We start from the raw sequence: 23,930 nt of genomic DNA on the forward strand, positions 1-23,930 counted from the left end.
GACGCGGCGCGCGTCGACCTCGGCGGGCGCCTCCTCGTCCGGCAGGACCAGCTCGACCGAACTGCCCGCGTTGCCCGCGATCACCCGGACCTGTTAGAGCGGACCAGTATTTACCTACCCACGCCTGACCTGCGCGAGAGGTCGCGCGATCTGCCGTCGACCACACCGCCGTCCGGCACAAGGTCCACTCGGCACCGAGACGAGGCCGAGCGTGAAGGATCAAGACGTTGAACGTCCCCAATCCTCCCCACACGACCGCCAGCCGTACCAGTGGGTAAGCACATACGAGTCCACTAGAACGACACTTACCACTCACGACCACCTGGACCGAAGCGTCACCGGCTCCGGATCTCGGTCCCGTGCCGCAGGTTCGTGACCAGCGCCGTCGACTTGCCCGTGACGGCGGCCGCGAGCGTACGTTCGAGTCCTGGAAGCCGTGCCACGCTGAGGAAGACTCGGCGCGCTTGGAGCAGGAGCCGGTTCGCGGGCAGGAACCATCGCGCTCCCCGGCGGGCGACCTGCTGCTTCTCGGTCACCACCGGCCGGACCAGCCTTTCGTACTCGGCGAACGCGGCTTCGATCGACGACGTCCGGGTGAGCTGCTCGGCCAGCACGAAAGCGCCCGCGATCCCGAGCGAGGCGCCCTGACCGGCGAGAAGTGAGACGGCGTAACAGGAATCGCCGATCAGGACGACGCGGCCGCGGCTCCACGACGACATCTCGATCTGCGCGACCTGGTCGTAGTACACCTCGCCGGGCGGCGGGCAGAGTTCGAGCGCCCGGGGCACCGCCCAGCCGAGCGAACCGTAGATCTCGCGCAGTGCCGCGCGCGCGTCGTCCGGCAGGGCCGGGTCCGTCGCTCGGTGTACGGCGAACGCCGCGAGCTTGCCGTCGCGGAGACCGTAGAAACCCATCTGCATCCCGACGGTGTCGGTCAGGCAGAACCGCTCCCCCACCCGCGCGCGGATCTCCTCGTCCTCGAAGACGAACGCCGCCGTCTGGAATCCGAGGTAACGCAGGAACCTTTTCTCTTCACCGAAAACCAGCCGCCGTACGGTCGAATGGATGCCGTCGGCCCCGACCAGCAAGTCGGCTTCGACCACTTGACCGTCCACCAGAGTGACCCGCACCCGGTCGCCGAGGTCCTCTACGTCCGTGACCCCGGCGCCGAACCGGACGTCCACTGTGGACGGGAGATCCGTGCGCAGCACGCGTTCGAGATCGGGCCGCATGATGCTGCACAGCTTGCCCCGCAACGACTTTCCGAACTGGACGTAGTCGATCGCCGCCCGGCGGCGGCCGTGGTCGTCCAGCAGGCTCGCCTCGTCCACCTGGTACGCGACGTCTTCGACCCGAGGCAACAGGCCCATCTCTTCGACCGCGTCGAACCCGGGACCGAAGAAATCGATCATGTAGCCCTGTTCGCGCGGCCCCGCCGCTCGCTCCAGCACCACGACCTCGACGTCCAGCGCCGCGAGCCGGTGCGCCAGCGCCAGGCCGGTGATCCCGGCTCCGCAGATCGCCACCTTCATCGGGTTCCTCCCTTTCGGTTCAGCCGACCAGCCTGCGCAGGACCGCCGAGGGCACCTCGCGATCGGAGTCCGGTTCGAGCGCGCGATGCAGCAGCAGCCCGTCCACCGTGGCGAAAAGGACCGCGGCCGTGCCCGCGGCGTCGGCGACGCCGTGCCTCGCCAGCCACCCGCCGAACCTGGCACGCAAGTCGGCGAGCAGGTCGCGGATGCCCTGGCGCAAGGTGTCATCGCGGGTCGCGGCCAGGTAGGCCTCGGCGAACAGCAACGACATCGGATCGGTGCCGGAGTACTCGCCGACCGACGCCAGCAGCGCGTCCACCGCTTCCGCCGGCGTCTCGACGGTTTCGAGCGCCGGTTCGAAGGCACCGGCGACCTCGCGCATCGCGCCCAGCACGGCCTCGATCATCAAGGCCTGCAACGAGGGGAAGTGATAGTGCACGACGCTCGGCGTGACACCCGCGCGTTCGGCCAGGATCCGGGTGCTGACCGCGGACCAGCCGAGCTCGGGCACCAACACGACAGCGGCTTCGAGCAATCGCCGCCGAGCGACCTGACCACGTTCCGCGGCCGGAGAACCTGCCACCTTCGCCTCCCAGGGCGTTCGTCCTGTACGACTGCCCTGATCGTATGCCCTGGTCCGCTCCGCCCGCAAACTCGGTGGTCACGGCGTCGCCCGCTCCCTACAGTTCCCTTGCCGACGAGAAGGGAACGCACCACGGTGAAACTGGACGGGTACGAATGGCGCACGCTGATCAGTCAGGTCCGCCTCGGCAAGGAGACCTACCGCGTCATCCGTCCGGCAGGCCCCGTCTCGCGTGGTCCCTTGGTCGAGAGCCGGCATGGCGCGGAACTCGACGTGGACGAGCCCTCGGCGCGCGAACTGGCCGCGGCCTGGTGGCTGGCCGCGCGTTCCCCGCGGAGCCTGGTGTACCTGCCCTGCCGCGCGAGCCGGACAGTCCGCGAACAGGGTCACGAAGGCCCGGAGCTGGACTTGGTCCTGCTCCACCACAGCCTTCAGTTCCCGTTGTCCCGTTGGAAAAGCGTGCGCGGCAGGCTCAGCACGGGGGCACCTCACACGGTGCGATTGCCGCCGAACGCCTTCCCGGTCTTCAGCCACGAAGAACACCGGGCTTACCGGGTCGATCGCGATCAGCTTCGCCCGGGCATCGCCGCGGACACCCTCTTCCTCGTCGGCAGCCGCCGCGCCTTCGAACTCGAAAGCGATCAGCTTCGCCATCTCGCCGAGGACGGCTCCGCCGAGTCCGGGGACTCGCCGACGACGCACGACTGCGCGGAGATCGACCTCGGCCCGAGGTTCCTCGTCCACGCGACGAGCCGCCTGCCCGGCGGCGTGCTGCACGTCGTGCTCCGCGAGGCCGCCTGAAAGCGGGACGCGGCAAAAATGACCTCTTTCCGCGCCGGCGCCGTCGCCAGGCTTGCCCTTCCGAACCTTCGGGAGGACACATGGTCTCGAAACCCCGCGTCGCGCTGGGAATGCTCGTCTTGGCCGCGCTGGCGGGCGGGCTCCTCGCATTGCTCATCTCGCTCGACGTAGGCGCCTTCTGGGCCAAGACGCTGCCGCTCGTCTTCCTGGTCGGGGCCGCGACGTTCGCCCAGTCCCTCGGCCTGTTCAACAAGAAGCAGAAGGACTAGGGACCGGTCCCCCTCGCCCACGGCTAGCGTCCTGCCCGTGACCGAACTGGGCGCCTACGTCGAACGCTTCGAGACGAACACGCGCAGCCGCGCGCTCCGGGGGGCGGCCGCGATCCTGATCGGCGCACCGGTCGCCTTCGTCGGAGTGCTGCTGTTCGTGATGAACGACAAGGCCGGGGTCTCCGGCGGGGAGACGTTCATCGGGCTCGTCGTCGGCTGCGGGCTGGGGCTGGCACTGCTGGGCGCGTGGGGTTGCTGGCAGGCCGTCGGCAAACGAGGCGAAGCCTTCACCCTGTACGAGCAGGGCTTCGTGCACACCTGGCGGAAATCCACCGTCATCGTGCCGTGGACCGCGGTCGAGGTGGCCGTCGACCACGCCAGGAAGAACGTCCTCGCCAAGGCGTTCGGCGGCGACGTCGGCTGCCTCGTCAAGCTCACCGACGGCCGGAAGATCCTCATCAACGGGTTCACCGAGGGCGCCGCCGTGTTGGCCCACGACATCTTCGAGGCGGTCGGGCGGCGGCCGGCCTGACGGAAGTCCTTTGTGGACTACACCCTCGCGGGCGCGAAGGTCCGGCGATAGTCCTGCGGGGAAACGCCGACCACCTTGTGGAAATGGTGGCGCAGCAGGGCGCCCGAGCCGAAGCCGCAGCGGCGCGCGACCTCGTCGACGCCCATCGACGTCTCCTCCAGCAGTGACCGCGCGTGCAGCACCCGCTGCGTGGAGAGCCAGCGATGCGGCGTGGTGCCGGTCTCGGCGACGAACTTGCGGGCGAACGTGCGCTCGGACATCTGCGCGCGACGGGCGAGATCGGCGACGGGGTGCTCGTCGGCGATGGTGTCGAGCATCCAGGTGAGCACCGGCTGGAGGCTGTCGCCGGTGCATTCCGGGATCGGCACCTCGACGAACTGACGCTGCCCGCCCTCCCGTTGCGGCGGCACCACCATGCGCCGGGCGATGGCGGTGGCCGCGGCGGATCCGAGTTCGCGGCGGATGAGGTGCAGGCAGGCGTCGATGCCGGCGGCCGTGCCCGCGCTGGTGATGATGTCGCCGTCGTCGACGAACAGGACGTCCGGGTCGAGCAGGGCATCGGGGAACCGCTTCCGGAACCGGTCGCTCTGCCGCCAGTGGTTCGTGCACCGCCGCCCGTCGAGCAGTCCGGCAGCGCCGAGCACGAACCCGCCGGTGCAGACCGAAAGCAGCGTGGCGCCCCGCGCCGAAGCCGCACGGAGCGCGTCGAGCACCGCGGGCGGGTATTCGTCGCGCACGTCGCAGGCGGGGACGACGACGAGGTCCGCGTCCCCGGTCGCTTCGAGGCCGTGCTCCGGGGTCACCTTGACGCCGTGCCCGAGGCTGAGCGACTCCCCCGCCCGCTCCCCGCACACGCGGAAGTCGAGCAGCGGCACTCCGTCCTCGGTCCGGTCGTAGCCGAACACCTCGCAGACGACGCCGAACTCGAAGGGGGCGAAGTCGTCCAGCAGCACCACGGCGACGCTCTTCAGCATGCCCCGCAGCATAGCTGGCAGGATTTTGTCGCACAACGACAGAACTGCCACTTTTGGCAGGATGTCCCGTGGCGCAAAATTACTGCCATGACCGCAATCATCGTCACCCTCGCCCTGATCGCCCTCGTCACCTACCTCCTGGAGCGCAACCACACCCGGCAAGGCCGCCCGGACGTCGCCGGTGGCGATCCGCTCTACCAGCCCTTCTGGCGGGGAGGCGCCACCGTCTGAACACCATCGGGTACCCAGGGTTTCGGCGGCACGGTGTCACGAGCGACACGTTCGCCGCCGAGACCGGTGACGGAGGCCCACATCCGTCGAGGTCAGGCCCACAATCACCGGTTTAAACCTTTCCGCCCGTATTTTCTGCCGGTTACCAGTTTTCTGGTTAGGGTGCAGTGGTGCAAACGGGTTAACTCGGGCGGAAGGAGATCGCGCCGTCATCGGCGCGGGGCTGAAACATGAGTTCGCAGGACGGTAAACAAGCGGAAGAAGAGGCAGTCGCGGAGACCGCGGCCGACCTCGCCCACGCACCGGACACGACAGGTCCGGGCCACCCGCCCGATGAGCACGTCCCCCTCGACCTCGCAGCCGACCGGCCCGCCGAAACCGACCGTACCGTTTTCGGCATCGCCGCGGCCCTCGCGCTCGCGATCATCGTCTGGGGTGTGCTTTTCCCGGACAGCCTCGCGAATGTCGCGTCGACCCTGCTGAACGACGCCGTGATCCCTTACGGCGGTTGGGCTTTCGTGCTGACCGCCAGTGGTTTCGTGTTGTTCGCGGTCTGCCTGGCGATCAGCCGCTACGGCCGGATCCCGCTGGGCGGGGACAAGGAACTCCCCGAATTCCGGACGTCGTCGTGGATCGCGATGATGTTCAGCGCCGGCATGGGCATCGGCCTGATGTTCTTCGGTGTGTACGAACCGGTCTCCCACCTCGCGAGCCCGCCCCCGGGCACCGCCGCCCCGAATTCCGACGAAGCCGTCCACACCGCGATGGCGACGACGCTGTTCCACTGGACCGTGCACCCGTGGGCGATCTACGCCGTCGTCGGTCTCGCGATCGCCTACAGCACCTTCCGGAAGGGCCGCAGCCAGCTGATCAGTTCGGTGTTCGCGCCGCTGATCGGCAAGCGGCGCACCGAAGGCCCGCTGGGCAAGGCGATCGACATCATGGCGATCTTCGCCACCCTGTTCGGTTCGGCCGCTTCCCTCGGCCTCGGCGCGCTCCAGGTCGGTGGCGGCATGGGCGCCGTCGGCTGGATCGACAGCCCCGGCCGCGGCCTGCTGGTCGCGATCATCGCGATCCTCACCATCGCGTTCATCGCCTCGGCGGTGTCCGGCGTGGCCAAGGGGATCCAGTGGCTGTCCAACATCAACATGGTGCTCGCCGCGGTGCTCGCGGTGTTCGTGCTGGTGGTCGGGCCGACCGTGCTGATCCTCAACATCGTGCCGGGCGCGATCGGCGACTACTTCCGCGAACTGGCGGAGATGTCCGGCCGCACCGGGATGACCGGCGGCGACGAGATGCAGACGTGGCTCGGCGGCTGGACGGTCTTCTACTGGGCGTGGTGGATCTCGTGGACGCCCTTCGTCGGCATGTTCATCGCGCGGATCTCCCGCGGCCGCACCATCCGGCAGTTCATCTTCGGTGTCATCGCGATCCCGAGTGTCGTGAGCCTGATCTGGTTCGCGATCTTCGGCGGCGCGGCGATCAGCAGGCAACGGGCGGGGACGGACATCGCGGGCGCGGGCAGCGCCGAATCGGCGACGTTCAAACTGCTGGAAACCCTGCCGTGGTTCGTCCCGATCGCGATCCTGGTGATGATCCTGGTGTCCATCTTCTTCGTCTCCGGCGCGGACGCGGCGTCGGTGGTGATGGGCACGCTGTCGCAGCGCGGAAGCGTGCATCCGAGCAAGAGCGTCGTCATCTTCTGGGGCGTGCTGATGGGTGCCGTCGCGGCGGTGATGCTGCTGGTCGGCGGGGACAAAGCGCTGACCGGGCTGCAGAATCTCACGATCCTGATCGCGGTGCCGTTCGTGTTCGTGATGGTCGGGTTGTGCGTGTCGGTCTGGAAGGACCTGCGCAACGACCCGCTGATGAAGCAGGAAGACGCGATGATGCTGTCGCTGAAGGAACTGCACGAGGAACGCACCAACGGCCATCACCGCCGTCGCCTCCTCGGACGCTCCAAGCAGCGCACCTGAGTCCCGGGTAGTACAGGAAGGCCCCAATCCTTGCGCCTAGGTGCGGGATGGGGGCCTTCCTGTACTTCAGAGCGCCGCGAACTGGCCGGGCGTGTAGTCGCCGGCGGGCTGCCGGGTGATGACGTTCAGCCGGTTGAAGGCGTTGATGAGCGCGATCTGGGTCACCAGCGCCAAAAGCTGCTCGTCGTCGTAGTGCTTGGCGGCCGCTGCCCAGGCCTCGTCGGTGACACCGGCGCTGTCGGCGATGCGGCAGCCCTGTTCGGTGAGTTCCAGCGCGGCGCGCTCGGCCTCGGTGAAGACCGTCGCCTCCCGCCACGCCGCGACCAGATTCAGCCGGGTCGACGTCTCCCCCGCCGCCGCGGCCTCCTTGGTGTGCATGTCCAGGCAGCCCGAGCAGCCGTTGATCTGGCTGGCCCGGATGTTCACCAATTCCCTTGTCGTGGCGGGAAGTTCGGTGCTTTCGAGGACCTTTCCCGCCGAGACGAGGTGCTTCACCAGCTTGGGCGCGAGAGCGGTCTTGAAGAGTTCGAGTCGTGCCTGCATGGGATTCTCTCCTTCTCGTCCGTTGTTCACTTACTTGGACGAGGGGGCCTCGAGAGAGGTAACACCCAGGGCCGCGAGGCGACGTGGATCACTCACTGAGTCGATCGCGACGATGCGGCCGTCGACGACGGTGCACGCCATCACGCCGCCCAGCCTGCCGCGCTTGTCCCAGGTCACGATGCCGGGCTTGCCGTCGACGAGGGCGGGGCGCGTGGCCGCCACGGCGCGGACGCCGCGCTGGACCCGCGTGGCCACCTCGGCGGCACCCAGCCGCACGACCACGCCGTGCGGGGTCTGCGAGCGCCACGTCACCTCGGGGTCGAGCATCTCGATCAACCCGTCGAAGTCGCCTTCGCGCGCCGCCGCGAGAAAGGCGTCGACCACGGCTCGCTGCCGCGGTTCGTCGGCCGGACGCTGTCCCCGGACCTTCCGGCGGGCACGGCTGGCGAGCATCTTGGCCGCGTCCGCGGATTTGCCGAGGATCTCGCCGACCTCGGCGAACGGGACAGCGAACAGGTCGTGCAGCACGAAGGCCAGCCGCTCGGCCGGGCCGAGCGTGTCGAGCACCACGAGCAGCGCCAGTCCGACCGATTCGGCGAGCAGCGTGTCCTCTTCCGGCGAGTCTTCGAGGATCAGCAGCTCGGGTGGCTCGTCGTAGGACTCCTCGGGCCTGGTCTTGCGGGAGCGCAGGACGTCGATGCAGACGCGGCCGACGACGGTGGTGAGCCAGCCGGACAGGTTGTCGATCGTGTCGGCGTCCTGGCGGGCCAGCCGCAGCCAGGCCTCCTGGACGGCGTCCTCGGCGTCCGCGCGCGAACCGAGCATCCGGTGGGCCACCGCCACCAGACGCCCGCGCTGCTCCTCGAACGTGCTGGCCAGGGCTTCGCCGGTCATGTCGATACCTTTCTCGCGCCGATCCGTCATGGACATGACGAGTACGGCGCGAGAAAGGTAACCGGTGGGGCTCGCCCGAAGTCCGTGAAGGCCTCCTTGAGGGACTCTGGGTCCCTCAAGGAGGCCTTCACGGACAAGACCGGCTCAGAGCTCCCGGATGGGCGTCTTCACGGTCTTCTTCATGCCGGGGTTCTTCGTCTCCGGCTTCTTCTGCGGTTCCGGCTCGACGGCCGGGCCGCCGATGCCCGAGTCGATCGCCGCCGTGACGATCAGGTTCCGCTCATCGGACGAGATGACCTCGCCGTCGAGCAGCTCCTGCGTCACAGCCCGCACGTAGGCCACGAACTGGTCGTTCGACGAGTAGTCCGACTCGTCGTCGATCACGTCGTTGATCGTGCAGCCGTTGCCGGTGTCCCGGTTCTCGACCTGGCTGTCCGCCGTGCCGACGAACACGGTGTCCCGGACGTCGGAGTCCGGGCAGGCGTCCGGCCCCGGCGGCGCGGCGACGATGGTGAACGCGCCGCCCTGTTCCGCCGAGACGTTGCCCGCCTTGTCCGACGCGCGGTAGGTCAGCGTGTGCGTGCCGAGCGCGGTCACCTTCACCGGCGCGGTGTACGCCACCCAGGCCCCGCCGTCCAGTTTGTACTCGATCTTGTCCACGCCGGACCCGGTGTCCGTCGCGGTCAGGGTGATGGTCGCGTCCTCGATGTACGACCAGTTTCCGTCCAGATCACCGCTCACCACCACGGAGACGACCGGCGCGGTGCTGTCGTCGCCTTCGACGATGGTGAACGTCGCGGTGCCTTCCGCCGAGACGTTGCCCGCCTTGTCGGTCGCCTTGTAGGTGACCGTGTGCGCGCCGACGACGGTCAGCGCGAGCGGCGCCGAGTACGTCAGCCACGGGCCACCGTCCAATTTGTACTCGACCTTGCCGACACCCGAACCGGCGTCGGTGGCCGTGAGGGTCACGGTCGCCTTGCCGACATAGTTGCCGTCGGCGTCCTTGTTCCCGGTCACCTCGGACGTCACCGCCGGGGCGGTGGTGTCGCTGCTGACGACGGTGAAGTGCGCCATGCCCTCCGGCGAGACGTTGCCCGCCTTGTCCGAAGCACGGTAGGAGACCATGTGCATGCCCGGCGCGGTGACCGCGACCGGTGCGGTGTACGCGGTCCACGCGCCTTCGTCCACTTTGTACTCGACCTTGTCGACGCCCGAACCGGCGTCGGTGGCGGTGAGCTTCACGGTCGCGGTGTCGAGATAATTCCCCGAACCGTCCTTGGTCCCCGTCACTTCGGAGGTCACCGTCGGCGGGGTCGTGTCACCGGGCTGGCCGGTGACGACGGTGAACGACGACATCCCTTCCGGCGAAACGTTGCCCGCCTTGTCCGAAGCGCGGTAGTGGACCATGTGCGCGCCGGCGGCGTTGACCACCACGGGCGCCGTGTACGCGGTCCAGGCACCGCTGTCGAGCTTGTACTCGACCTTGTCCACTCCGGACTGGCTGTCGCTGGCGGCCAGGTTCACCGTCGCGGAACCGACGTAGTTCCCGGCGGTGTCCTTGGTGCCGGTGACGTTCGCGGTCACGGTCGGCGGGGTCGTGTCGGAACCGCCGCCGTCGGTGACGACGAGCTCACCGACCATCTTGCTGTGCCCCTGGATCGTGCAGTAGAAGCGGTACTTCCCCGGGGTCAGCGTCACGGTCGCCTGGTGCTCGCCGTTCTGCTCGTCGTAGGGGTTGGCGAGGATGTTCAGGTTGACGTCGTGGTTGTAGCCCTCGGTCGTGGTGTCGAACGTCAGCGTGTGCGACATCGTCGAGCCGAGCGCTTCGGTGTTCTTGAACAGGATCGTGGTCTCGCCCGCCACCGCGGTGGTCGGCGCGCTGAGGTAGTGGTCGGTGCTGTCGCCGGCGGTCCATTCCAGGGTCTGGACGGGGGCGGCGACGGCGGGTGCGGACGAGGCGGGCAACACCAGGCCCGCTATCGCGAGCGCCGCGGCCAGCAAGGCCACGACGAGGGTTCTTGGGGACATCGCAGGGAAACCTTCCGTACAGGGAGACCGGCCGGGCGCGAGGGAGGCCGCGCCCGGCCGGTTTTCGCGCTACAGCTGCCGCACCCGGATGTTGCGGAACTCCATCACGTCGTTGTCGCTGTGGTTCTGCAGACCGATGAATCCGCTGACGAACTGCCGGAAGTCGGTCGACGGGTCACCCGCGCGCGTGGACTGGATGCCCGGCGCGTTCTCGAACTCGTTGATCACGACGCCGTTGCGGATGATCGTGTACTTCTGCCCGACGACCTTGACCTCGTACTCGTTCCAGGTCCCCTTCGGCTTCACGCCCGCCTGGTCCAGCGGCCGGGGGTCGAAGTTGTAGATCGACCCGGTCTTCTGCGGCTCACCGGTGGCCCCGTCGTACAGCTGGACCTCGTGACCGCAGTAGATCGCGACCCAGGCCTGCGACGTCTTCGCCGACCCGACCGTGCCGCAGCTTCCCGGCGGCCGCTGCTCCAGCGGAGTGCGCGGATCCGGGAACCGGACGAACACGCCGCTGTTGGCGCTGCCCGTCGGCGCGATGTCCTTGAACTGCAGCTTCACCGAGAAGTTGCCGAACTGCCGCGCCGAGTACCACAGCATGCCGAGCCCACCGGAGGGCCGCAGCGACCCGTCCGGCTGGATGGCGAACTGCCCGGACGGCGCCTGCGACCAGTTGCGGAACGACTCCGCCGTGCCGTCGTAGATCGCGTCGTAGCCGGTGACGCCCTTGTTGCCGATGGGCGACGCGGCGGCCGCGGCGTTGATCTTGTCCGACTCGGTCGCGTTCAGCACGCCGAGGTCGCCCAGCCGGTCCACGGCCTGGGTGACGTGATTGACGAAGCCCGCGTGGGAGGTCCACGTGCTCTCGTCGTCGATCATGTCGTCGACCGTGCAGCCGCCACCGGCGTTCCGGTTGGTCACCCCGGTGTCGGTGTCGCCGATGGTCACCGTGGCGCCGGAATCCGGCACCAGGCACCCGATGCTCACCGAGTTCCGCGTGGTCACCGTCTCGCCGTCCGCGTAGGTCACGGTCAGCTTGGCGGTGTAGAGACCCGTGCGCGGGTAGGTGTGCCGCGGGTCGGGCTGGGTCGAGATCGTGCCGTCGCCGAACTCCCACTTGTAGGAGACGCCGCCGGACTTCGACCCGGTGAAGGCCGCGGTGAGCGGCTTGTTCTGCACCATCGTCGACATCGCCGCCGCGGACGGGGTGGCCTCGCCGCCGGTGTAGCTGATCTTCACCAGCTTCTGGTTGTCCTGCAGGGTGAAGAAACCGCTGCCGTAGTCGAGCGCGTACAGCGCGCCGTCCGGACCGAACTCGGCGTCCATCCAGCTCTGCAGCTTCGTGTCGCCGCCACCGGTCGGGATGATCTGCCGCAGGGTCTCGGCGAACACCGGCGGATCCTGCTTGGCGACGCCGTTCGGGTCGACGGTGACCGCGATCCGGTTCTGCCCGTTGCTCTGGTCGCCGATGAACCACTTGTCGTTCCAGTACGACGGCCACGCGACACCGCTGGTGGTGTTGACCAGGTCGCGGTGGTACGTCGGCCCGGTCATGACCGCCTGGCCGCCGCCCTTGAGGTAGGGCTGCGTGTAGGTGGCCTCGGCCGCGTTGTACGACGGGACGGAGCTGTTGGGGCGGTTGGGGAACACCGGCCCGCCACCGTCCGGCGAGTACCAGATCATGTTCTTCTTGACCGGCGGCAGGTTCACCAGGCCGGTGTTGCGCGGCGAGGTGTTGACCGGGTTGTCGCAGTCGTACCAGCCGGTGAGGACCGCCGCGTCGCTGCTGCTGCGGTCACGGTAGGGCTGCTTGTTGCCCATGCAGTACGGCCAGCCGTGGTTGCCCGCCTCGGTGATGATCGTGGCGGTCTCGTACTTGGCCGGGCCGAGTTCCGGGCTCGGCGAAGACGCGTCCGGTCCGACCCACGCGGCGGTCAGCCAGTTGGTCTTCTTGTCGACTTGCAGACGCGAGATGTTCCGCACGCCCATCACGTAGATCTCGGGCCTGGTCTTGTTCCCGGGGTCGTTGGCCTCGGGGAACAGGTTGCCGGCCGGGTTCGTGTACGTGCCGTCGGCCTCGGGGTGGATCCGCAGGATCTTGCCGTTGAGGTCGTTGGTGTTGCCGGCGGTGCGGCGCGCGTCCTGGAACGAGACGCCCTTGTAGTCCTGGCTCCAGTTGTTGCCGGAGTACCCGTTGGAGCCCTGCGACGAGTTGCTGTCACCGGAACCGATGTAGAGGTTCCCGTCCTTGTCGAAGGCCATGCCGCCACCGGCGTGGCAGCAGCTGTGGATCTGGACGTCCCAGGACAGCAGGTCCTTGCGGGTCGCCTGGTCCAGCGTCTGCTTCTTCAGGTCGTAGGTGAAGCGCGACACCGTGCGCTTGCCGATCTGCTTGTCGCGGTCGATCGACTCGTGCGGCATCCAGTAGGCGTACATGTAGCCGTTCTCGCCGAACTTCGGGTCCAGTTCGAGTCCGAGGAGGCCTTCCTCGTTCTTGACCAGCTCGTCGCCGCTGCCGCGGTTGCCCATCACCTTGAGCGTGGTGAGCAGCTTCGGCTTCTTGGTGACCGGGTCCCACTGGTGGATCGTGCCGCAGCCGGCGCCGATCTCGGGGTTGCTCCAGTCGTTCGGGGCGGGCACGACGTTGCCGGCGCAGGCGGCGCGGCCGATGTAGAAGACCTTGCCGTCCGGGGAGATGGTCAGGCCGTGCGGTTCGCCGATCTGGTCCATCTGCCCGGCCTGGTTCTTCGCGGTCAGGCGTTCGACCTTGTAGTTGGCCGCGATGCCCGCCTTGCAGTCCCCGCGCACCATGCCGGTGGTCCACTTCAGCGCGCCGAGGATGTGGCTGCGGAACTGGGCTTCGCCGTAGCTCGCCTCGGTCCGGCCCATCCCGGTGTAGAAGGAGCGGCCGCCGTCGTAGTCACGGCACCACGAGATCGGGTGGAAGGCGCCGTTCGCGCCGACGCCCGGCTTGTAGGTCGATTCCTCGACCTGGGCGACGGTGTGGACGGTGCCGACCGGGTTGACCTCCCAGTTGAGCCACCGGTCCGTGCGGACCCACTTCTGCGGCAGCCCCGCCGTGGCGGGGTTCGCCTTGTCGAGGACGTCGACCGTGGCCTGCGCCGGTTCCGTCTCGGGCGGCGGCGGGGTGTTCGACTGGTCCTTGAACAGCTTGAAATCGGCCAGCTGGGTGGCCGTCTCACCGGCGTTGGCGGTGATGTTCAGCCGGTAGTTCGCGTAGGCCGTGGTGTTGGCGAAGGTGAAGGTCCGGCTCTGGAACCGGTCCGCGAACACCTCGTTGGTGCGGGTGTCGAGATCGGTCCACGTGGTCCCGTCGTTGGAGCCCTGCAGGGTCCAGCTCTTGGGGTCACGCCCGGCGTAGTCGTTCGCCGAGACGAGCGCGTAGCTGCTCACCGCGACCGGCGCGGCCAGCTTGTAGGCGATCCACGCGGTGCTGGCGAAGGCCAGCCACTTGGTGTTCTCGTTGTTGTCGGCCAGCTTCTCCTTGCCCTCGTTGGGCGCGTTCTCCGCGCTCGCGGTGACCGAGGCGACCGCTTCGGGGGTGGGACGCGCCCCCACCGGACGTGCGCCGATCAGGCCGGAGAACCACTGTGAGCCGTCCTGGGCCCGCGCGGCGTCCGACAGCCCGATGAAGCCGCCGCCCGCCTTCATGTAGTTCTGCAGCGAGGTTTCCTGGTCGCGGTTGAGCGTGACGCCCTGCGCGGAAAGGAAGACGACGCCGCGGTACTTCGCGAGGTTGGCGCTGGTGAACACCGTGGGGTCCGAAGAGGACGCGACGGAGATCCCGTTCGCCTGGCCCAGGCTCGCGATCGCGTCCGTGGCGCGCAAGACGGGGTCCTTCTGGTCCGCGGCGGTGCCGTGGAAGACCAGGACGTTGACCGGGACGTTCGTCGCGGCTTCGGCGGTCACCGGGGCGATGGCCAGCGGAAGCCCGGACGTGACGACGGCGCCGACCGCCAGCGCGGCCAGTGACCGTCTGCGGAGACGGCGCTGCGAGAAGATTCGTCTCAAGATCTCGCTCCTTTCGAGTCTAGTGGTGGGTATGGGCGGAAGCGCCCGTGGCGTTCGGGGCGGACATGGTGCCGTGCTGATGTCCCTTGAAGCGGTCGATCGCCTCCTGGGCGCCCGCGGGCATCCCACCGTCGGCGTTGCGGACCAGGAACACTCCGGACATGCCGTCGTCCGAGTGCTGCTGGACGTGGCAGTGGTACATCCACGCGCCCGGCCCGACGCCGTCACCGGCGATCACCTGGAACCCGAAGGAGTTGCCGGGGTCCAGGGTCTTGTTGTCGAGGATCGGGGCGTTGTCGGTCGCGCTGGTGAGCATGCCGGTGCGGGTGTCCGCCCAGCGGTGCGCGTGCAGGTGGAAGGTGTGCATCAGGTTGCCGTGCCCGATGCAGATGAACTCGACGCGTTCGCCGAGATTCGCCTCGAAGATCGGGGTGTTCGGGGCGACCTGGTGGTTGATCCACATTTCGGTGAACACCACGGTGAACTGCTTGCTGGGCAGCAGATCCCCGCGTTTGCGCACGATCAGGCCGCCGTAGAGACCCTTCATCAGGCCCGCGGTGCCGTGGTCGCCGCCGAACGCGTGGTCGTGGTAGTGCCAGTACCCCGCGCTGCCCGGCATCCAGAAACCGTTGGCCGCCTGGTAAGCCGTCCGCGTCTTCCAGGTGTAGGTCTTGGTCTCGTAGGGCTTGTTGAAGGAATCGTTGAACGGCGAGCCGTCCGACTTGGTGTCGTAGTTGACGCCGTGCGGGTGGATCGAAAGCCGCTGGTCGGTGTTGTTGACCAGTTCGATCACCAGCGTGTCGCCCTCGTAGCACTCCAGGAGCGGTCCGGGGATCGTCGGCTTTCCGGGCTCCAGCCCGTAACCGACCCGGGTCGAACCGGGAACGTAGTCGGCGTAGACGGTGATGTTGCGGGTCATCCCGGCCGCCGCGGCGGGCGACGAACCGGCGCTGGCCGACACCACGACCGGGGCGATGACCCCGGCCGCGGTGCCCGCGAGCATCGATCTGCGGGACAGCCCGCGTTTGTTCTTGTCCATGGTGGATTCCCCGGCTAGAAGCGAACGTTACGGAGATAGGTGAATCCGGTCTGGGCGGTGCTCAGGGGATCCGTGGGGTTGTCGTGCTCGACGATGTACTCGTGCAGGTTCGGGCGGGTGCACCCGAAGATGCGGGGGAAGTCGATGACGCCCTTGCCGGGGTCGACCATCTTTCCGTCCGCCGTCCGGTCCTTGACGTGGTACTGCACCACGCGCGGGAAGTGCTGGCGGTAAAGGGAAACCGGGTCGACACCGCCTTCCACCGCCCAGAACAGGTCGATCTCCAGGTGCACGTAACGCGGGTTGGTGCCCCTGGTGAGCACGTCGTACGGGCGCACGCCGTCGATGGCCGCGAACTCGTGCGCGTGATTGTGGTAACCGAGCGGGATCCCGGCCCGGCGGAACTTCCGCGCCGCCGTGTCGAGCCGTCCGGCGAACTGCTTCCAGCCGTCGATGGTGTCGAAGGCCGCGAACGGCACATTGGCGCGGGTGTTCCCGAGGACCTTCGCGTCCGCGATGGTCTTGTCGAGGTCACCGTCGATGCCGACGTGCGTGGACGACGCCTTGATGTGGTTCTTGTCCAGCAGACCGCGGAACTCCTGCGCCGTCCGGCCGTAGGTGCCCGCGAGTTCGACCTTCCGGTAGCCGATGTCCGCCAGCGCGGACAGGGTTCCCGGCAGATCGGCCTGCAACGCGGTGCGCAGGGAGTAGAGCTGGATGCTGATCTTGTCCACCGGGACCCGGCCGTGGCCGTGACTCTGTGTCTCTGCTTGCGCCGCCGGGGCGGCGTTCGCCAGTCCCGGCAGGGCTACCGCCGCGCCGACCGCGACGGCCGCCGTCGCGGCGCCCCGCAGGAGCGACCGTCGAGAGTGGAACCGCTCAGCTTCTTCACCGCACATGAAACCGCCCTCACTTCTGGTTGCTGAAAGCCGCGTCGAAGGCCGCCGACGGCTTGTCGAACAGGAGCCCCCGCAGATAGGTCACGGCTTCCGCCGCGCCCCGGAGCCGGTCCATGCCGGCGTCCTCCCACTCCACCGAGATCGGACCGGCGTAGCCGATCGAATTCAGTGCGCGGAAACAGTCCTCCCAAGGCACGTCGCCGTGCCCGGTCGAAACGAAGTCCCAGCCGCGTCGGGGATCTCCCCAGGGGAGATGCGAGCCGAGCCTTCCGTTCCGTCCGTCGAACCGCTTCCTGGTGTCCTTGCAGTCCACGTGGTAGATCCGGTCGGCGAAATCGAGGATGAAACCGACCGGGTCGAGGTCCTGCCAGATGAAATGCGAAGGATCCCAATTCAGCCCGAATGCCGGACGGTCGCCGACAGCTTCGAGCGCACGTTTCGTGGTCCAGTAGTCGTAGGCGATCTCCGAGGGATGCACCTCGTGCGCGAACCGCACGCCGACCTCGTCGAAGACGTCGAGGATCGGGTTCCAGCGGTCGGCGAAGTCGGTGTACCCCTCGTCGATGACCGCCTGCGAGACCGGCGGGAACATCGCGACGTACTTCCACGTCTTCGAACCGGTGAAGCCGATCACCGTGTCCACACCGAGTTTCGCCGCCGCGCGGGCGGTGTCGGCCATCTCCTGCGCGGCCCGCTGCCGGACGCCTTCCGGTTCACCGTCGCCCCACACCCTCGAAGGGATGATGGCCTGGTGGCGTTCGTCGATCGGGTCGTCACAGATGGCCTGCCCGACGAGGTGGTTGGAAATCGCCCACACCTTCAGGCCGTGCTCGGCGAGCAACTTCAAGCGGCCGGGCACATAGTCCTCTTCGGACAGTGCGCGGTCGACCTCGAAGTGGTCGCCGGAACACGCGATTTCGAGGCCGTCGTAGCCCCACTCGCTGGCCAGCCTGCACACCTCGGTGAACGGGAGATCCGCCCACTGACCGGTGAACAGGGTGATCGGACGGCTCATCAGTTCTCCTCGAAATTAAGTGCGTCCACATCGAACAAGCCACCGGAACCGCCCTTGAACACGAGGAACAAGGAGCCGGTACCGCCGGGGTCGGTGATGGCGGAGGCCGGGATGTCGGCGTAGGTGTCCCAGCCGCCGGTGTTGGCGACGGTGACTGTCTGGACCAGCGGCCCGTCCACCGCGCCCGAGCGGACTTCGATCGTGCCGCCTTCGCCACCGGACGAGACCCGGTAGCCGATGCCGCGGACACCGACCAGGTTCACCGGGTCGAATTTGATCCAGTCCCCGGATTCGATGTGGCCGACGCGTTTGCCGCCGCTGGCGCCGGCGTGCCCGACGACCTCGATCCCGCTGGACTGGGTGTAGAACTCCGCCTGCTTCAGCTTGGGCTGGAGGATGGACTCGGCGTCGCCGGTGAGCGCGGGCACGCCGTTGCCGCCGTTGTCGGTGTAACTGGCGTTGATGACGCCGAAGACGTTGGCGTCCGCGCCGTGTCCTTCGTCGGCGGGCGTGGCGATGGTGCCCTCACAGCCGGTCGCGCGGCTCAGCGGATGTCCGTGTCCCTCGTGGCCGAGGATGTATTCGACGGTCACCTTCGAGCAGTCGATCGGGTTGTCCTCCGCGTCGGTCACCTCGACCTTGAACGGGACCGTGTCGCCGAAGCTGAACACGCTGCCGTTGACCGGGGTCTGCAGCGTGACCACCGGTGCCGTGTTGCCGACGGTGACCACCACGCTCGCCGAGCCGGTCAGGCCGGTGGAGTCGGTGACGGACAGCTTCGCCGTGTACTGGCCGTTCGCGCTGTAGGTGTGGGAAACCGGGGCGGCTTCGGTGGAGTCGGTCGTGCCGTCACCGTCGAAGTCCCAGGCGTAGGTGAGCGCGCCGCCGTCGGGGTCGTTCGTCCCGGCCGGGTCGAACCTGACGGTCAGCGGCGCCTGGCCGGACGTCTTGTCCGCGGCCACCTGGGCGACCGGGGTCTTGCGCCCCTTGGTGTAGTCGATCCGGTAGACGGCGGATTCCTTGGAGCCGCCGAAGTAACCGGTGCCGTAGTCGAGGACGTAGAGCGCGCCGTCCGGGCCGAACTCGATGTTCATCGGGCGCACCAGGTCCATCGAGTCGAAGAACGGCTTGATGGCGCCGCGTTCCCCGTTCTTGCCGACGGTGATCTCCTTGATCCAGCCGCGTTCCCATTCGTAGGCGAAGGTCTTGCCGTTGAAGTACTCCGGGAACTTCGTCTGCGACGGGTTCTTCGCGTCGAACTGGTAGACCGGACCGCCCATCGGCGACTCGGGGCCGGTGCCGAACTCGGGCACCGAACCGCCGTCGTAGGGGATCCAGGCCTTCTCGACCGGCGGCAGTTCGGTCAGCCCGGTGTTGCGCGGGCTGGTGTTCTTCGGCTTGGCGCAGTCGAAAGCGGCGCCGGACTGTTTGGTGGCGAAGTCGTAGTCGATGAACGGCTGGTTGTCGCCGATGCAGTACGGCCAGCCGAAGTTGCCGGGCTTCTTGATCAGGTTGAACTCGACCGTGCCACCGGGACCGCGCTTGGGGTCGGCCGCACCGGCGTCGGGGCCGTAGTCGGCGAGGTGGATCCAGCCGGTCTTGCGGTCGACGGCGAACCGGAACGGGTTCCGGAAGCCCATCGCGTAGATCTCGGGCTTGGTCTTGGCCTTGCCCTTGGGGAACAGGTTGCCCTTGGGGACGGTGTACTTCCCGTTCGCGCCGACCTTGATCCGCAGCACCTTGCCGCGCAGGTCGTTGGTGTTGCCCGAGGAGCGCTGGGCGTCGTAGACCGGGTTGCGGTCGGCTCGCTCGTCGATCGGGGTGAAACCGTCGGAGGAGAACGGGTTGGAATCGTCCCCTGTGGACAGATAGAGGTTGCCCTGCGCGTCGAAGTCGATCTCGCCGCCGGCGTGGCAGCAGATGCCGCGTTCGGCCGGGACCTGGAGGATCTTCTGCTCGCTCGCGAGGTCGAGCTTGGTGTCGGTGCCCAGCTTGAACCGCGAGAGCTGGTTGTAGCCCTTGAACGGCTCGAAGTCGGCCGGGGCGCCGTTCTCCGGCGCGTCACCGGCGGGGGTGTTCAGTTTGGGCGCGTAGTACAGGTAGACCCAGCGGTTCTTCGCGAAGTCCGGATCGATGGCGACGCCCTGCAGACCGTCCTCGTCGTGGTTGTAGACGGGGATCTGCCCGGCGAGCGTGGTCGTCGCCGACGAGCTGGTGTACCAGACGCGGCCGTCGCGCGAGGTGTGCAGGACGTCGCGGTTGGGCAGCACGGAGAGCGCGATCGGCTCGCCGGTCTTCTCCTCACCCTTGGCCAGGGTGATCTGGTCGAAGTCCGCGTCGACCGGGTCCTCCTGGGTCTGCTTCGCGCAGCCCGCCTCGCTCAGCTTGGTGGCGTACTTGATGCCCCCGGCCAGATGCTTGAGGAAGGCCGGTTCGGCGTAGGACTCCTTGGTGTGCCCACCGCCGGTGTACCAGGAGCGGCCGCCGGAGTTCTCGTGGCACCAGGCGATCGGGTGATCGCCCATCGCGCCGTCACCGGGCTGGTAGCTCTTCTCGTCCAGGCTGGCGAGGACGTTGACCTTGCTCCGCGGGTTGGCGCGGTAGTTGTACCACTCGTCGGTGCGCGGCCAGGTCTCCGGCAAGTCCACAGTGGACACGTGCTCGTGGTTCTCGACCTTGACGTTCGCCTGCTGGATCTGCGGGTGGGACTTGAAGTACGCCCCGACCAGGTCGCCGTACCAGGGCCAGTCGTATTCGGTGTCGGAGGCGGCGTGCACGCCCACGTACCCGCCGCCTCCCTTCACGTACCGCTCGAACGCGGCCTGCTGGTCCGCGTTCAGCACGTCACCGGTGGTGGACAGCCAGACCACCGCGTTGAAGCGCTTGAGGTTCGCGTCGGTGAAGGCCGCCGCGTCCTCGGTCGCCTCGACAGCGAAGTGGTTCTGCGCCCCCAGATCCTTGATCGCCTTGATGCCGTCGGGGATCGAATCGTGCCGGAAGCCCGCGGTCTTGGAGAACACGAGCACTGTCGCCGCGTCGTGCGCCGACGCGGTTTGCATCGGCAGCGCGACGCCTGTCAGAGCCGTGACCACGGAGGTGACGAGCACGCTTAATCGTCGTTTTAAGGACATGGCGGTGGCGATCCTTTCGATGAGCGGCGGCGATCAAGGAAGGGGATGCGGGGTGGAGCGCCTTTCTGTGCGGTGGGGAGGGAGGGTGTCGTGAGTGATTTGGGTCGTTCTAACGACCCAAATCACTCACGACATCACTTGAGCCCTTGCAGCGACAACAACAGCGGATGCGCGTCGGTCGCCCCCACCCGGCCGGACGGCTGGAAGGCCGGGTCGGAGCACAGCAGCACCGGACCGTCCTCAGCGGAATCCGGTAGTCGTCCGTGCGAACCGCGCACCCAGCGCGGATCGGTCGGGACGACGTCCATCGCGTACCGGAGCCCGGCGAACTTCTTCGCCAGGTTGAGCCCGGCCCGCGCCTTGGCGAACTTGTCCTCCGGGTCGAAGAACAGCTCGGCGGGGTCGTAGCCCGGTTTGCGGTGGATTTCGACGCCGCGCGCGAAGTCGGGCTTCCGCTCGTCGTCGAGCCAGTAGTAGTAGGTGAACCACGAGTCCGGCTCGGCGACCGCGACGAGTTCGCCGGCTCGTTCGTGGTCGATCCCGTACCGAGCCTGTGCCTCGCGGTCGAGGACCTCGTCGACGCCGGTCAGCTCGCCGACGATCGACCGCACCCGCTCGAGATCCGCGGAGTCGCGGACGTAGACGTGCGCCACCTGGTGGTCGGCGACGGCGAACGCGCGCGACGCCCACGGGTCGAGGTACTCCATACCCGCCTGGGTGTAGACCTCCAGCAGGCCCTCGCGCCGCAACGCCCGGTTGATGTCCACAGGCCGGTGCACGTTGGTGATGCCGTATTCGCTGAGCGCGACCACGGTCGCCCCGGCGTTGCGAGCGTCGTCGAGCAACGGCGCGAGCGCGTTGTCCAGGTCCCGTGCCGCCTGTCGCGCCTGCGATCCGTCGGGACCGAAGCGCTGCAGGTCGTAGTCCAGATGCGGGACGTAGGCCAGCAGCAGATCCGGCCGCTTCTCCCGCAGGATCTGCCGCGACGCGCCGATGACCCACTTGCTCGACTTGAGCGACGCCGTCGGACCCCAGTACTGGAAGAGCGGGAACTCCCCCAGCGCGCCGGTCAGCTGGTCGTGCAGCTCGGGCGGCCGCACGTAGGCGTCCGGCGACTTGCGGCCGTCGGCGTGGTAGATCGGCCGCGGCGTCACCGTGACGTCGGTGCTCATCCCCATCGCGTACCACCAGCAGACGTTCGCCGAGGTGTACCCGGGATGCGCCGCCCGCGCGGTCTCCCACAGCTTCTCGCCGCCGACGAGCCGATTGTGCTGGCGCCACAGGAAGATCTCGCCGAGCTCGCGGAAGTACCAGCCGTTGCCGACGATCCCGTGCTGCGCGGGCATGAGCCCGGTGAGGAACGTCGACTGCGCGCTGCAGGTGACGGCGGGCAGCACCGTGCCCAGCTCGGCCTGCCAGCCGTCCTTCGCGACGGCGGACAGGTTCGGCATGTCCCGCAATGCCTTCGGGGTCAGCCCGACGACGTCGATGACGACCAGCGGCTTCATGCGGAAACCCCTTCCGTGACCAGGTTCGCCTTCGCCCAAGCGAGTTCGGCGGCGATCCCGCCGACGAGGTCGCCCGCGTCCGGGAGCACGCTCCAGGTGTAGGTCTCGACCTCGACGTGCGGTTCGCCGGGCAGCCCGGCGGCGACGGTGCGCAGGACGTCCGTCGTGGTGGCCAGCGGCGCGGCCGGGGCCTGGTGCAGCGGCATGTGGAAGTGCACGCGCCACGGCCCCTCCCCCGGCAGTTCCGACCAGGCCTCCGGCAGATCGTCGGCCTTGTGCACGACGCCTCCCGAAAACTCCCGGACCTGATGCAGGTAACGGGGTTCGGCGAAAGCGGCCAGCGCCTCGCGCGCTTCGGCCGGCTTTTCGACGTGCAGCGCGGCGGACGCCTGCACCTTGACGATGTCCACCTCGGACTCGGCGATCGCCTTGAGGGTCTCCGCCGGATCGGCGAACGACACCGCGAGGTGACACGTGTCCAGGCACAGCCCGACGTATTCCGGGTCGACGCGCCCGGACAGCCAGCCCAGCGCGTCGGCGACGGTGTCCAGCACACAACCGGGTTCGGGTTCGACGGCCAGCCGGATCGGCCGGTCGCCGGTGGCCCGGATCGCGCGGACGACCTGTTCGAAGGCCGCGGCCGCGCTGTGGTCGTCGTGTCCGGTCCACGGTTCACGCCAAGCCAACGGCAGTGTCGAGATACTGCCGTAAGCGGCGTCTTCGGCGAGCAGATCCGACAGCACCGTGACGCAGTCGATCGTGTACGCGACCCGATCGCTGTTGGTCCACTCAGGACGGTAGACCGCGTGCTTGACGACCTCGTCGTGGAACCCGCCGTACGGGAACGCGTTCAGCGTGTACACACTGAGCCCGCGCGCGTCGAGCTCGGACCGGAAGGCCTTGCGTGCCTGAGGATCGTCGGCGAGCCCGCGCGCGACCGGTGCGGAGAGCCACAGCCCGACGCCGAGCCTGTCGTCGCCCAGCTGCTCGCGCACCGGGAGCGCGTACCGCTCCAGCTGCGCGACGATGCCGTCGACGTCCTCGGCGGGGTGGACGTTCGTGCAGTAGGAGATCATTTGCGGGCACCTCGCAGCACCGAGTTGCCCTCGAACGTCACGGCCTCGCCGGTGAACCCGGGCAGCGGGTCGAGCGTGAGCCTGCCGCTCAGGCCGTAGAAGTCGACCGGGTTCCGCCACAGCACCTTGTCGACGTCGGCCTCGGTGAAGCCACCGTCGAGCATCCCCTGGCCGGTCTTGGCGGTCTTCAGCGGATCGGACCGGCCCCAGTCGGCGGCGGAGTTGACGATCATGTTGTCCAGCCCGTACTGGCGCAGGATCTCGACCATCCGGTGCTCGTCCATCTTGGTGTCCGGGTAGATGGAGAAACCCATCCACGCGCCGGAATCCTTGACCAGCTTGACGGTGACCTCGTTGAGGTGGTCTACGACCACGCGTTCCGGCGCGACGCCCGCCTCGCGGACGACGTCGAGGGTGCGCTTGGTACCTTCCAGCTTGTCGCGGTGCGGGGTGTGCACCAGGACCGGGAGGTCGTGCTCCAGCGCCATCGCCAGCTGCTGTGAGAAGACCTCGTCCTCTTCCTTGGTCATCGAGTCGTAGCCGACCTCGCCGACCGCGACCACGCCGTCCTTGGCCAGGTACCTCGGGAGCACGTCGAGCACCTCGCGGCAGCGAGGGTCGTTGGCCTCCTTGGGGTTCAGCGCGATCGTGCAGTGGTGCCGGATGCCGAACTGCGCGGCGCGGAACCGTTCCCAGCCGATGAGCGCGTCGAAGTAGTCGGTGTACGAGCCGACGCTGGTGCGCGGCTGGCCCAGCCAGAACGCGGGTTCGACCAGCGCGCGGACACCGGCCGCGTACATGGCTTCGTAGTCGTCGGTGGTCCGGGAGGACATGTGGATGTGGGGATCGAAGATGCGCATCGGC

The 23,930-nt window shown here is 68.1% G+C and carries 19 protein-coding genes; 5 read left to right on the forward strand and 14 right to left on the reverse strand.

Going from position 1 to position 23,930, the window contains the following annotated elements:
• Nucleotides 1-335: 335 nt before the first annotated feature.
• The gene (locus AB0N89_RS26970) at nt 336-1,532 is read right to left on the reverse strand and encodes an FAD-dependent monooxygenase (RefSeq protein ID WP_364209528.1); all 1,197 of its coding nucleotides are present in this window, start codon (nt 1,530-1,532) and stop codon (nt 336-338) included.
• Between the two features lie 19 nt (nt 1,533-1,551).
• Nucleotides 1,552-2,115: a TetR/AcrR family transcriptional regulator gene (locus tag AB0N89_RS26975; RefSeq protein ID WP_364209531.1), complete on the reverse strand. Its 564-nt coding sequence runs from the start codon at nt 2,113-2,115 to the stop codon at nt 1,552-1,554.
• Nucleotides 2,116-2,223: 108 nt separating this feature from the next.
• On the opposite strand from AB0N89_RS26975, the gene AB0N89_RS26980 reads away from it, so the two are divergent.
• The 3 genes from AB0N89_RS26980 to AB0N89_RS26990 all read left to right on the forward strand — a co-directional run bounded on the left by AB0N89_RS26980 (nt 2,224) and on the right by AB0N89_RS26990 (nt 3,717).
• Nucleotides 2,224-2,916 (forward strand): hypothetical protein, encoded by a 693-nt coding sequence (locus AB0N89_RS26980; RefSeq protein WP_364209534.1) that lies wholly within the window; start codon nt 2,224-2,226, stop codon nt 2,914-2,916.
• A gap of 80 nt (nt 2,917-2,996) precedes the next feature.
• Nucleotides 2,997-3,185, forward strand: a complete 189-nt coding sequence (locus AB0N89_RS26985) for a hypothetical protein (protein WP_364209537.1) — start codon at nt 2,997-2,999, stop codon at nt 3,183-3,185.
• 37 nt (nt 3,186-3,222) lie between these two features.
• Nucleotides 3,223-3,717 (forward strand): hypothetical protein, encoded by a 495-nt coding sequence (locus tag AB0N89_RS26990; protein ID WP_364209540.1) that lies wholly within the window; start codon nt 3,223-3,225, stop codon nt 3,715-3,717.
• A 17-nt stretch (nt 3,718-3,734) separates the two neighbouring features.
• Here the strand turns inward: AB0N89_RS26990 and AB0N89_RS26995 are convergent, their stop codons facing one another.
• On the reverse strand, nt 3,735-4,691 hold the full coding sequence (locus AB0N89_RS26995; protein WP_364209543.1) for a helix-turn-helix domain-containing protein: 957 nt from the start codon (nt 4,689-4,691) through the stop codon (nt 3,735-3,737).
• A gap of 87 nt (nt 4,692-4,778) precedes the next feature.
• Here AB0N89_RS26995 and AB0N89_RS27000 point away from each other — a divergent pair, with 87 nt between their 5' ends.
• Nucleotides 4,779-4,922, forward strand: coding sequence for a hypothetical protein (locus AB0N89_RS27000; RefSeq protein ID WP_191258159.1), 144 nt, complete (start codon nt 4,779-4,781; stop codon nt 4,920-4,922).
• Nucleotides 4,923-5,152: 230 nt separating this feature from the next.
• Complete coding sequence (locus AB0N89_RS27005) at nt 5,153-6,898, forward strand: BCCT family transporter (RefSeq protein WP_364209546.1); 1,746 nt, start codon at nt 5,153-5,155, stop codon at nt 6,896-6,898.
• Between the two features lie 66 nt (nt 6,899-6,964).
• Here AB0N89_RS27005 and AB0N89_RS27010 read toward each other — a convergent pair whose 3' ends face one another.
• The 11 genes from AB0N89_RS27010 to AB0N89_RS27060 form a co-directional block, all read right to left on the reverse strand.
• A complete protein-coding gene (locus AB0N89_RS27010; RefSeq protein WP_364209549.1) occupies nt 6,965-7,441 on the reverse strand; it encodes a carboxymuconolactone decarboxylase family protein in 477 nt (158 codons plus the stop codon).
• A 30-nt stretch (nt 7,442-7,471) separates the two neighbouring features.
• On the reverse strand, nt 7,472-8,335 hold the full coding sequence (locus tag AB0N89_RS27015) for a sigma-70 family RNA polymerase sigma factor (RefSeq protein WP_364209552.1): 864 nt from the start codon (nt 8,333-8,335) through the stop codon (nt 7,472-7,474).
• 144 nt (nt 8,336-8,479) lie between these two features.
• Nucleotides 8,480-10,363, reverse strand: coding sequence for a copper-binding protein (locus tag AB0N89_RS27020; protein WP_364209555.1), 1,884 nt, complete (start codon nt 10,361-10,363; stop codon nt 8,480-8,482).
• 69 nt (nt 10,364-10,432) lie between these two features.
• The gene (locus AB0N89_RS27025; RefSeq protein WP_364209558.1) at nt 10,433-14,398 is read right to left on the reverse strand and encodes a ThuA domain-containing protein; all 3,966 of its coding nucleotides are present in this window, start codon (nt 14,396-14,398) and stop codon (nt 10,433-10,435) included.
• A 19-nt stretch (nt 14,399-14,417) separates the two neighbouring features.
• Nucleotides 14,418-15,437 carry a multicopper oxidase domain-containing protein gene (locus AB0N89_RS27030; RefSeq protein ID WP_364209561.1) on the reverse strand — a complete coding sequence of 340 codons (1,020 nt, stop codon included), beginning with the start codon at nt 15,435-15,437 and terminating at the stop codon, nt 14,418-14,420.
• Between the two features lie 14 nt (nt 15,438-15,451).
• Nucleotides 15,452-16,336, reverse strand: a complete 885-nt coding sequence (locus AB0N89_RS27035) for a sugar phosphate isomerase/epimerase (RefSeq protein ID WP_364209564.1) — start codon at nt 16,334-16,336, stop codon at nt 15,452-15,454.
• A gap of 10 nt (nt 16,337-16,346) precedes the next feature.
• Nucleotides 16,347-17,351 carry a sugar phosphate isomerase/epimerase family protein gene (locus tag AB0N89_RS27040; protein WP_364209567.1) on the reverse strand — a complete coding sequence of 335 codons (1,005 nt, stop codon included), beginning with the start codon at nt 17,349-17,351 and terminating at the stop codon, nt 16,347-16,349.
• Nucleotides 17,351-20,410 (reverse strand): ThuA domain-containing protein, encoded by a 3,060-nt coding sequence (locus AB0N89_RS27045; RefSeq protein WP_364209696.1) that lies wholly within the window; start codon nt 20,408-20,410, stop codon nt 17,351-17,353. The genes AB0N89_RS27040 and AB0N89_RS27045 overlap by 1 nt, the downstream gene beginning before the upstream one ends.
• 206 nt (nt 20,411-20,616) lie before the next feature.
• Nucleotides 20,617-21,990, reverse strand: a complete 1,374-nt coding sequence (locus tag AB0N89_RS27050) for a nucleotide pyrophosphatase/phosphodiesterase family protein (protein WP_364209570.1) — start codon at nt 21,988-21,990, stop codon at nt 20,617-20,619.
• Nucleotides 21,987-23,066: a metabolite traffic protein EboE gene (gene eboE, locus AB0N89_RS27055; RefSeq protein ID WP_364209573.1), complete on the reverse strand. Its 1,080-nt coding sequence runs from the start codon at nt 23,064-23,066 to the stop codon at nt 21,987-21,989. The genes AB0N89_RS27050 and eboE overlap by 4 nt, the downstream gene beginning before the upstream one ends.
• Complete coding sequence (locus tag AB0N89_RS27060) at nt 23,063-23,926, reverse strand: TatD family hydrolase (RefSeq protein WP_364209576.1); 864 nt, start codon at nt 23,924-23,926, stop codon at nt 23,063-23,065. Before AB0N89_RS27060 ends, eboE begins: the two co-directional genes overlap by 4 nt.
• Nucleotides 23,927-23,930: the final 4 nt, after the last annotated feature.

Source organism: Amycolatopsis sp. NPDC089917, from assembly GCF_040684635.1.
In the GTDB taxonomy this organism is placed as follows: domain Bacteria; phylum Actinomycetota; class Actinomycetes; order Mycobacteriales; family Pseudonocardiaceae; genus Amycolatopsis.

Excerpts from the sequence above, each read along its gene's own strand:
- AB0N89_RS27000 (WP_191258159.1), top strand. The coding sequence starts at position 4,779 with ATGACCGCAATCATCGTCACCCTCGCCCTGATCGCCCTCGTCACCTAC.
- AB0N89_RS26970 (WP_364209528.1), bottom strand. The coding sequence starts at position 1,532 with ATGAAGGTGGCGATCTGCGGAGCCGGGATCACCGGCCTGGCGCTGGCG.
- AB0N89_RS27060 (WP_364209576.1), bottom strand. The coding sequence starts at position 23,926 with ATGCGCATCTTCGATCCCCACATCCACATGTCCTCCCGGACCACCGAC.
- AB0N89_RS27050 (WP_364209570.1), bottom strand. The coding sequence starts at position 21,990 with ATGAAGCCGCTGGTCGTCATCGACGTCGTCGGGCTGACCCCGAAGGCA.
- AB0N89_RS27010 (WP_364209549.1), bottom strand. The coding sequence starts at position 7,441 with ATGCAGGCACGACTCGAACTCTTCAAGACCGCTCTCGCGCCCAAGCTG.
- eboE (WP_364209573.1), bottom strand. The coding sequence starts at position 23,066 with ATGATCTCCTACTGCACGAACGTCCACCCCGCCGAGGACGTCGACGGC.
- AB0N89_RS27005 (WP_364209546.1), top strand. The coding sequence starts at position 5,153 with ATGAGTTCGCAGGACGGTAAACAAGCGGAAGAAGAGGCAGTCGCGGAG.
- AB0N89_RS27035 (WP_364209564.1), bottom strand. The coding sequence starts at position 16,336 with ATGTGCGGTGAAGAAGCTGAGCGGTTCCACTCTCGACGGTCGCTCCTG.
- AB0N89_RS27030 (WP_364209561.1), bottom strand. The coding sequence starts at position 15,437 with ATGGACAAGAACAAACGCGGGCTGTCCCGCAGATCGATGCTCGCGGGC.
- AB0N89_RS26995 (WP_364209543.1), bottom strand. The coding sequence starts at position 4,691 with ATGCTGAAGAGCGTCGCCGTGGTGCTGCTGGACGACTTCGCCCCCTTC.
- AB0N89_RS27040 (WP_364209567.1), bottom strand. The coding sequence starts at position 17,351 with ATGAGCCGTCCGATCACCCTGTTCACCGGTCAGTGGGCGGATCTCCCG.
- AB0N89_RS27020 (WP_364209555.1), bottom strand. The coding sequence starts at position 10,363 with ATGTCCCCAAGAACCCTCGTCGTGGCCTTGCTGGCCGCGGCGCTCGCG.
- AB0N89_RS26985 (WP_364209537.1), top strand. The coding sequence starts at position 2,997 with ATGGTCTCGAAACCCCGCGTCGCGCTGGGAATGCTCGTCTTGGCCGCG.
- AB0N89_RS27045 (WP_364209696.1), bottom strand. The coding sequence starts at position 20,410 with ATGCAAACCGCGTCGGCGCACGACGCGGCGACAGTGCTCGTGTTCTCC.
- AB0N89_RS27015 (WP_364209552.1), bottom strand. The coding sequence starts at position 8,335 with ATGACCGGCGAAGCCCTGGCCAGCACGTTCGAGGAGCAGCGCGGGCGT.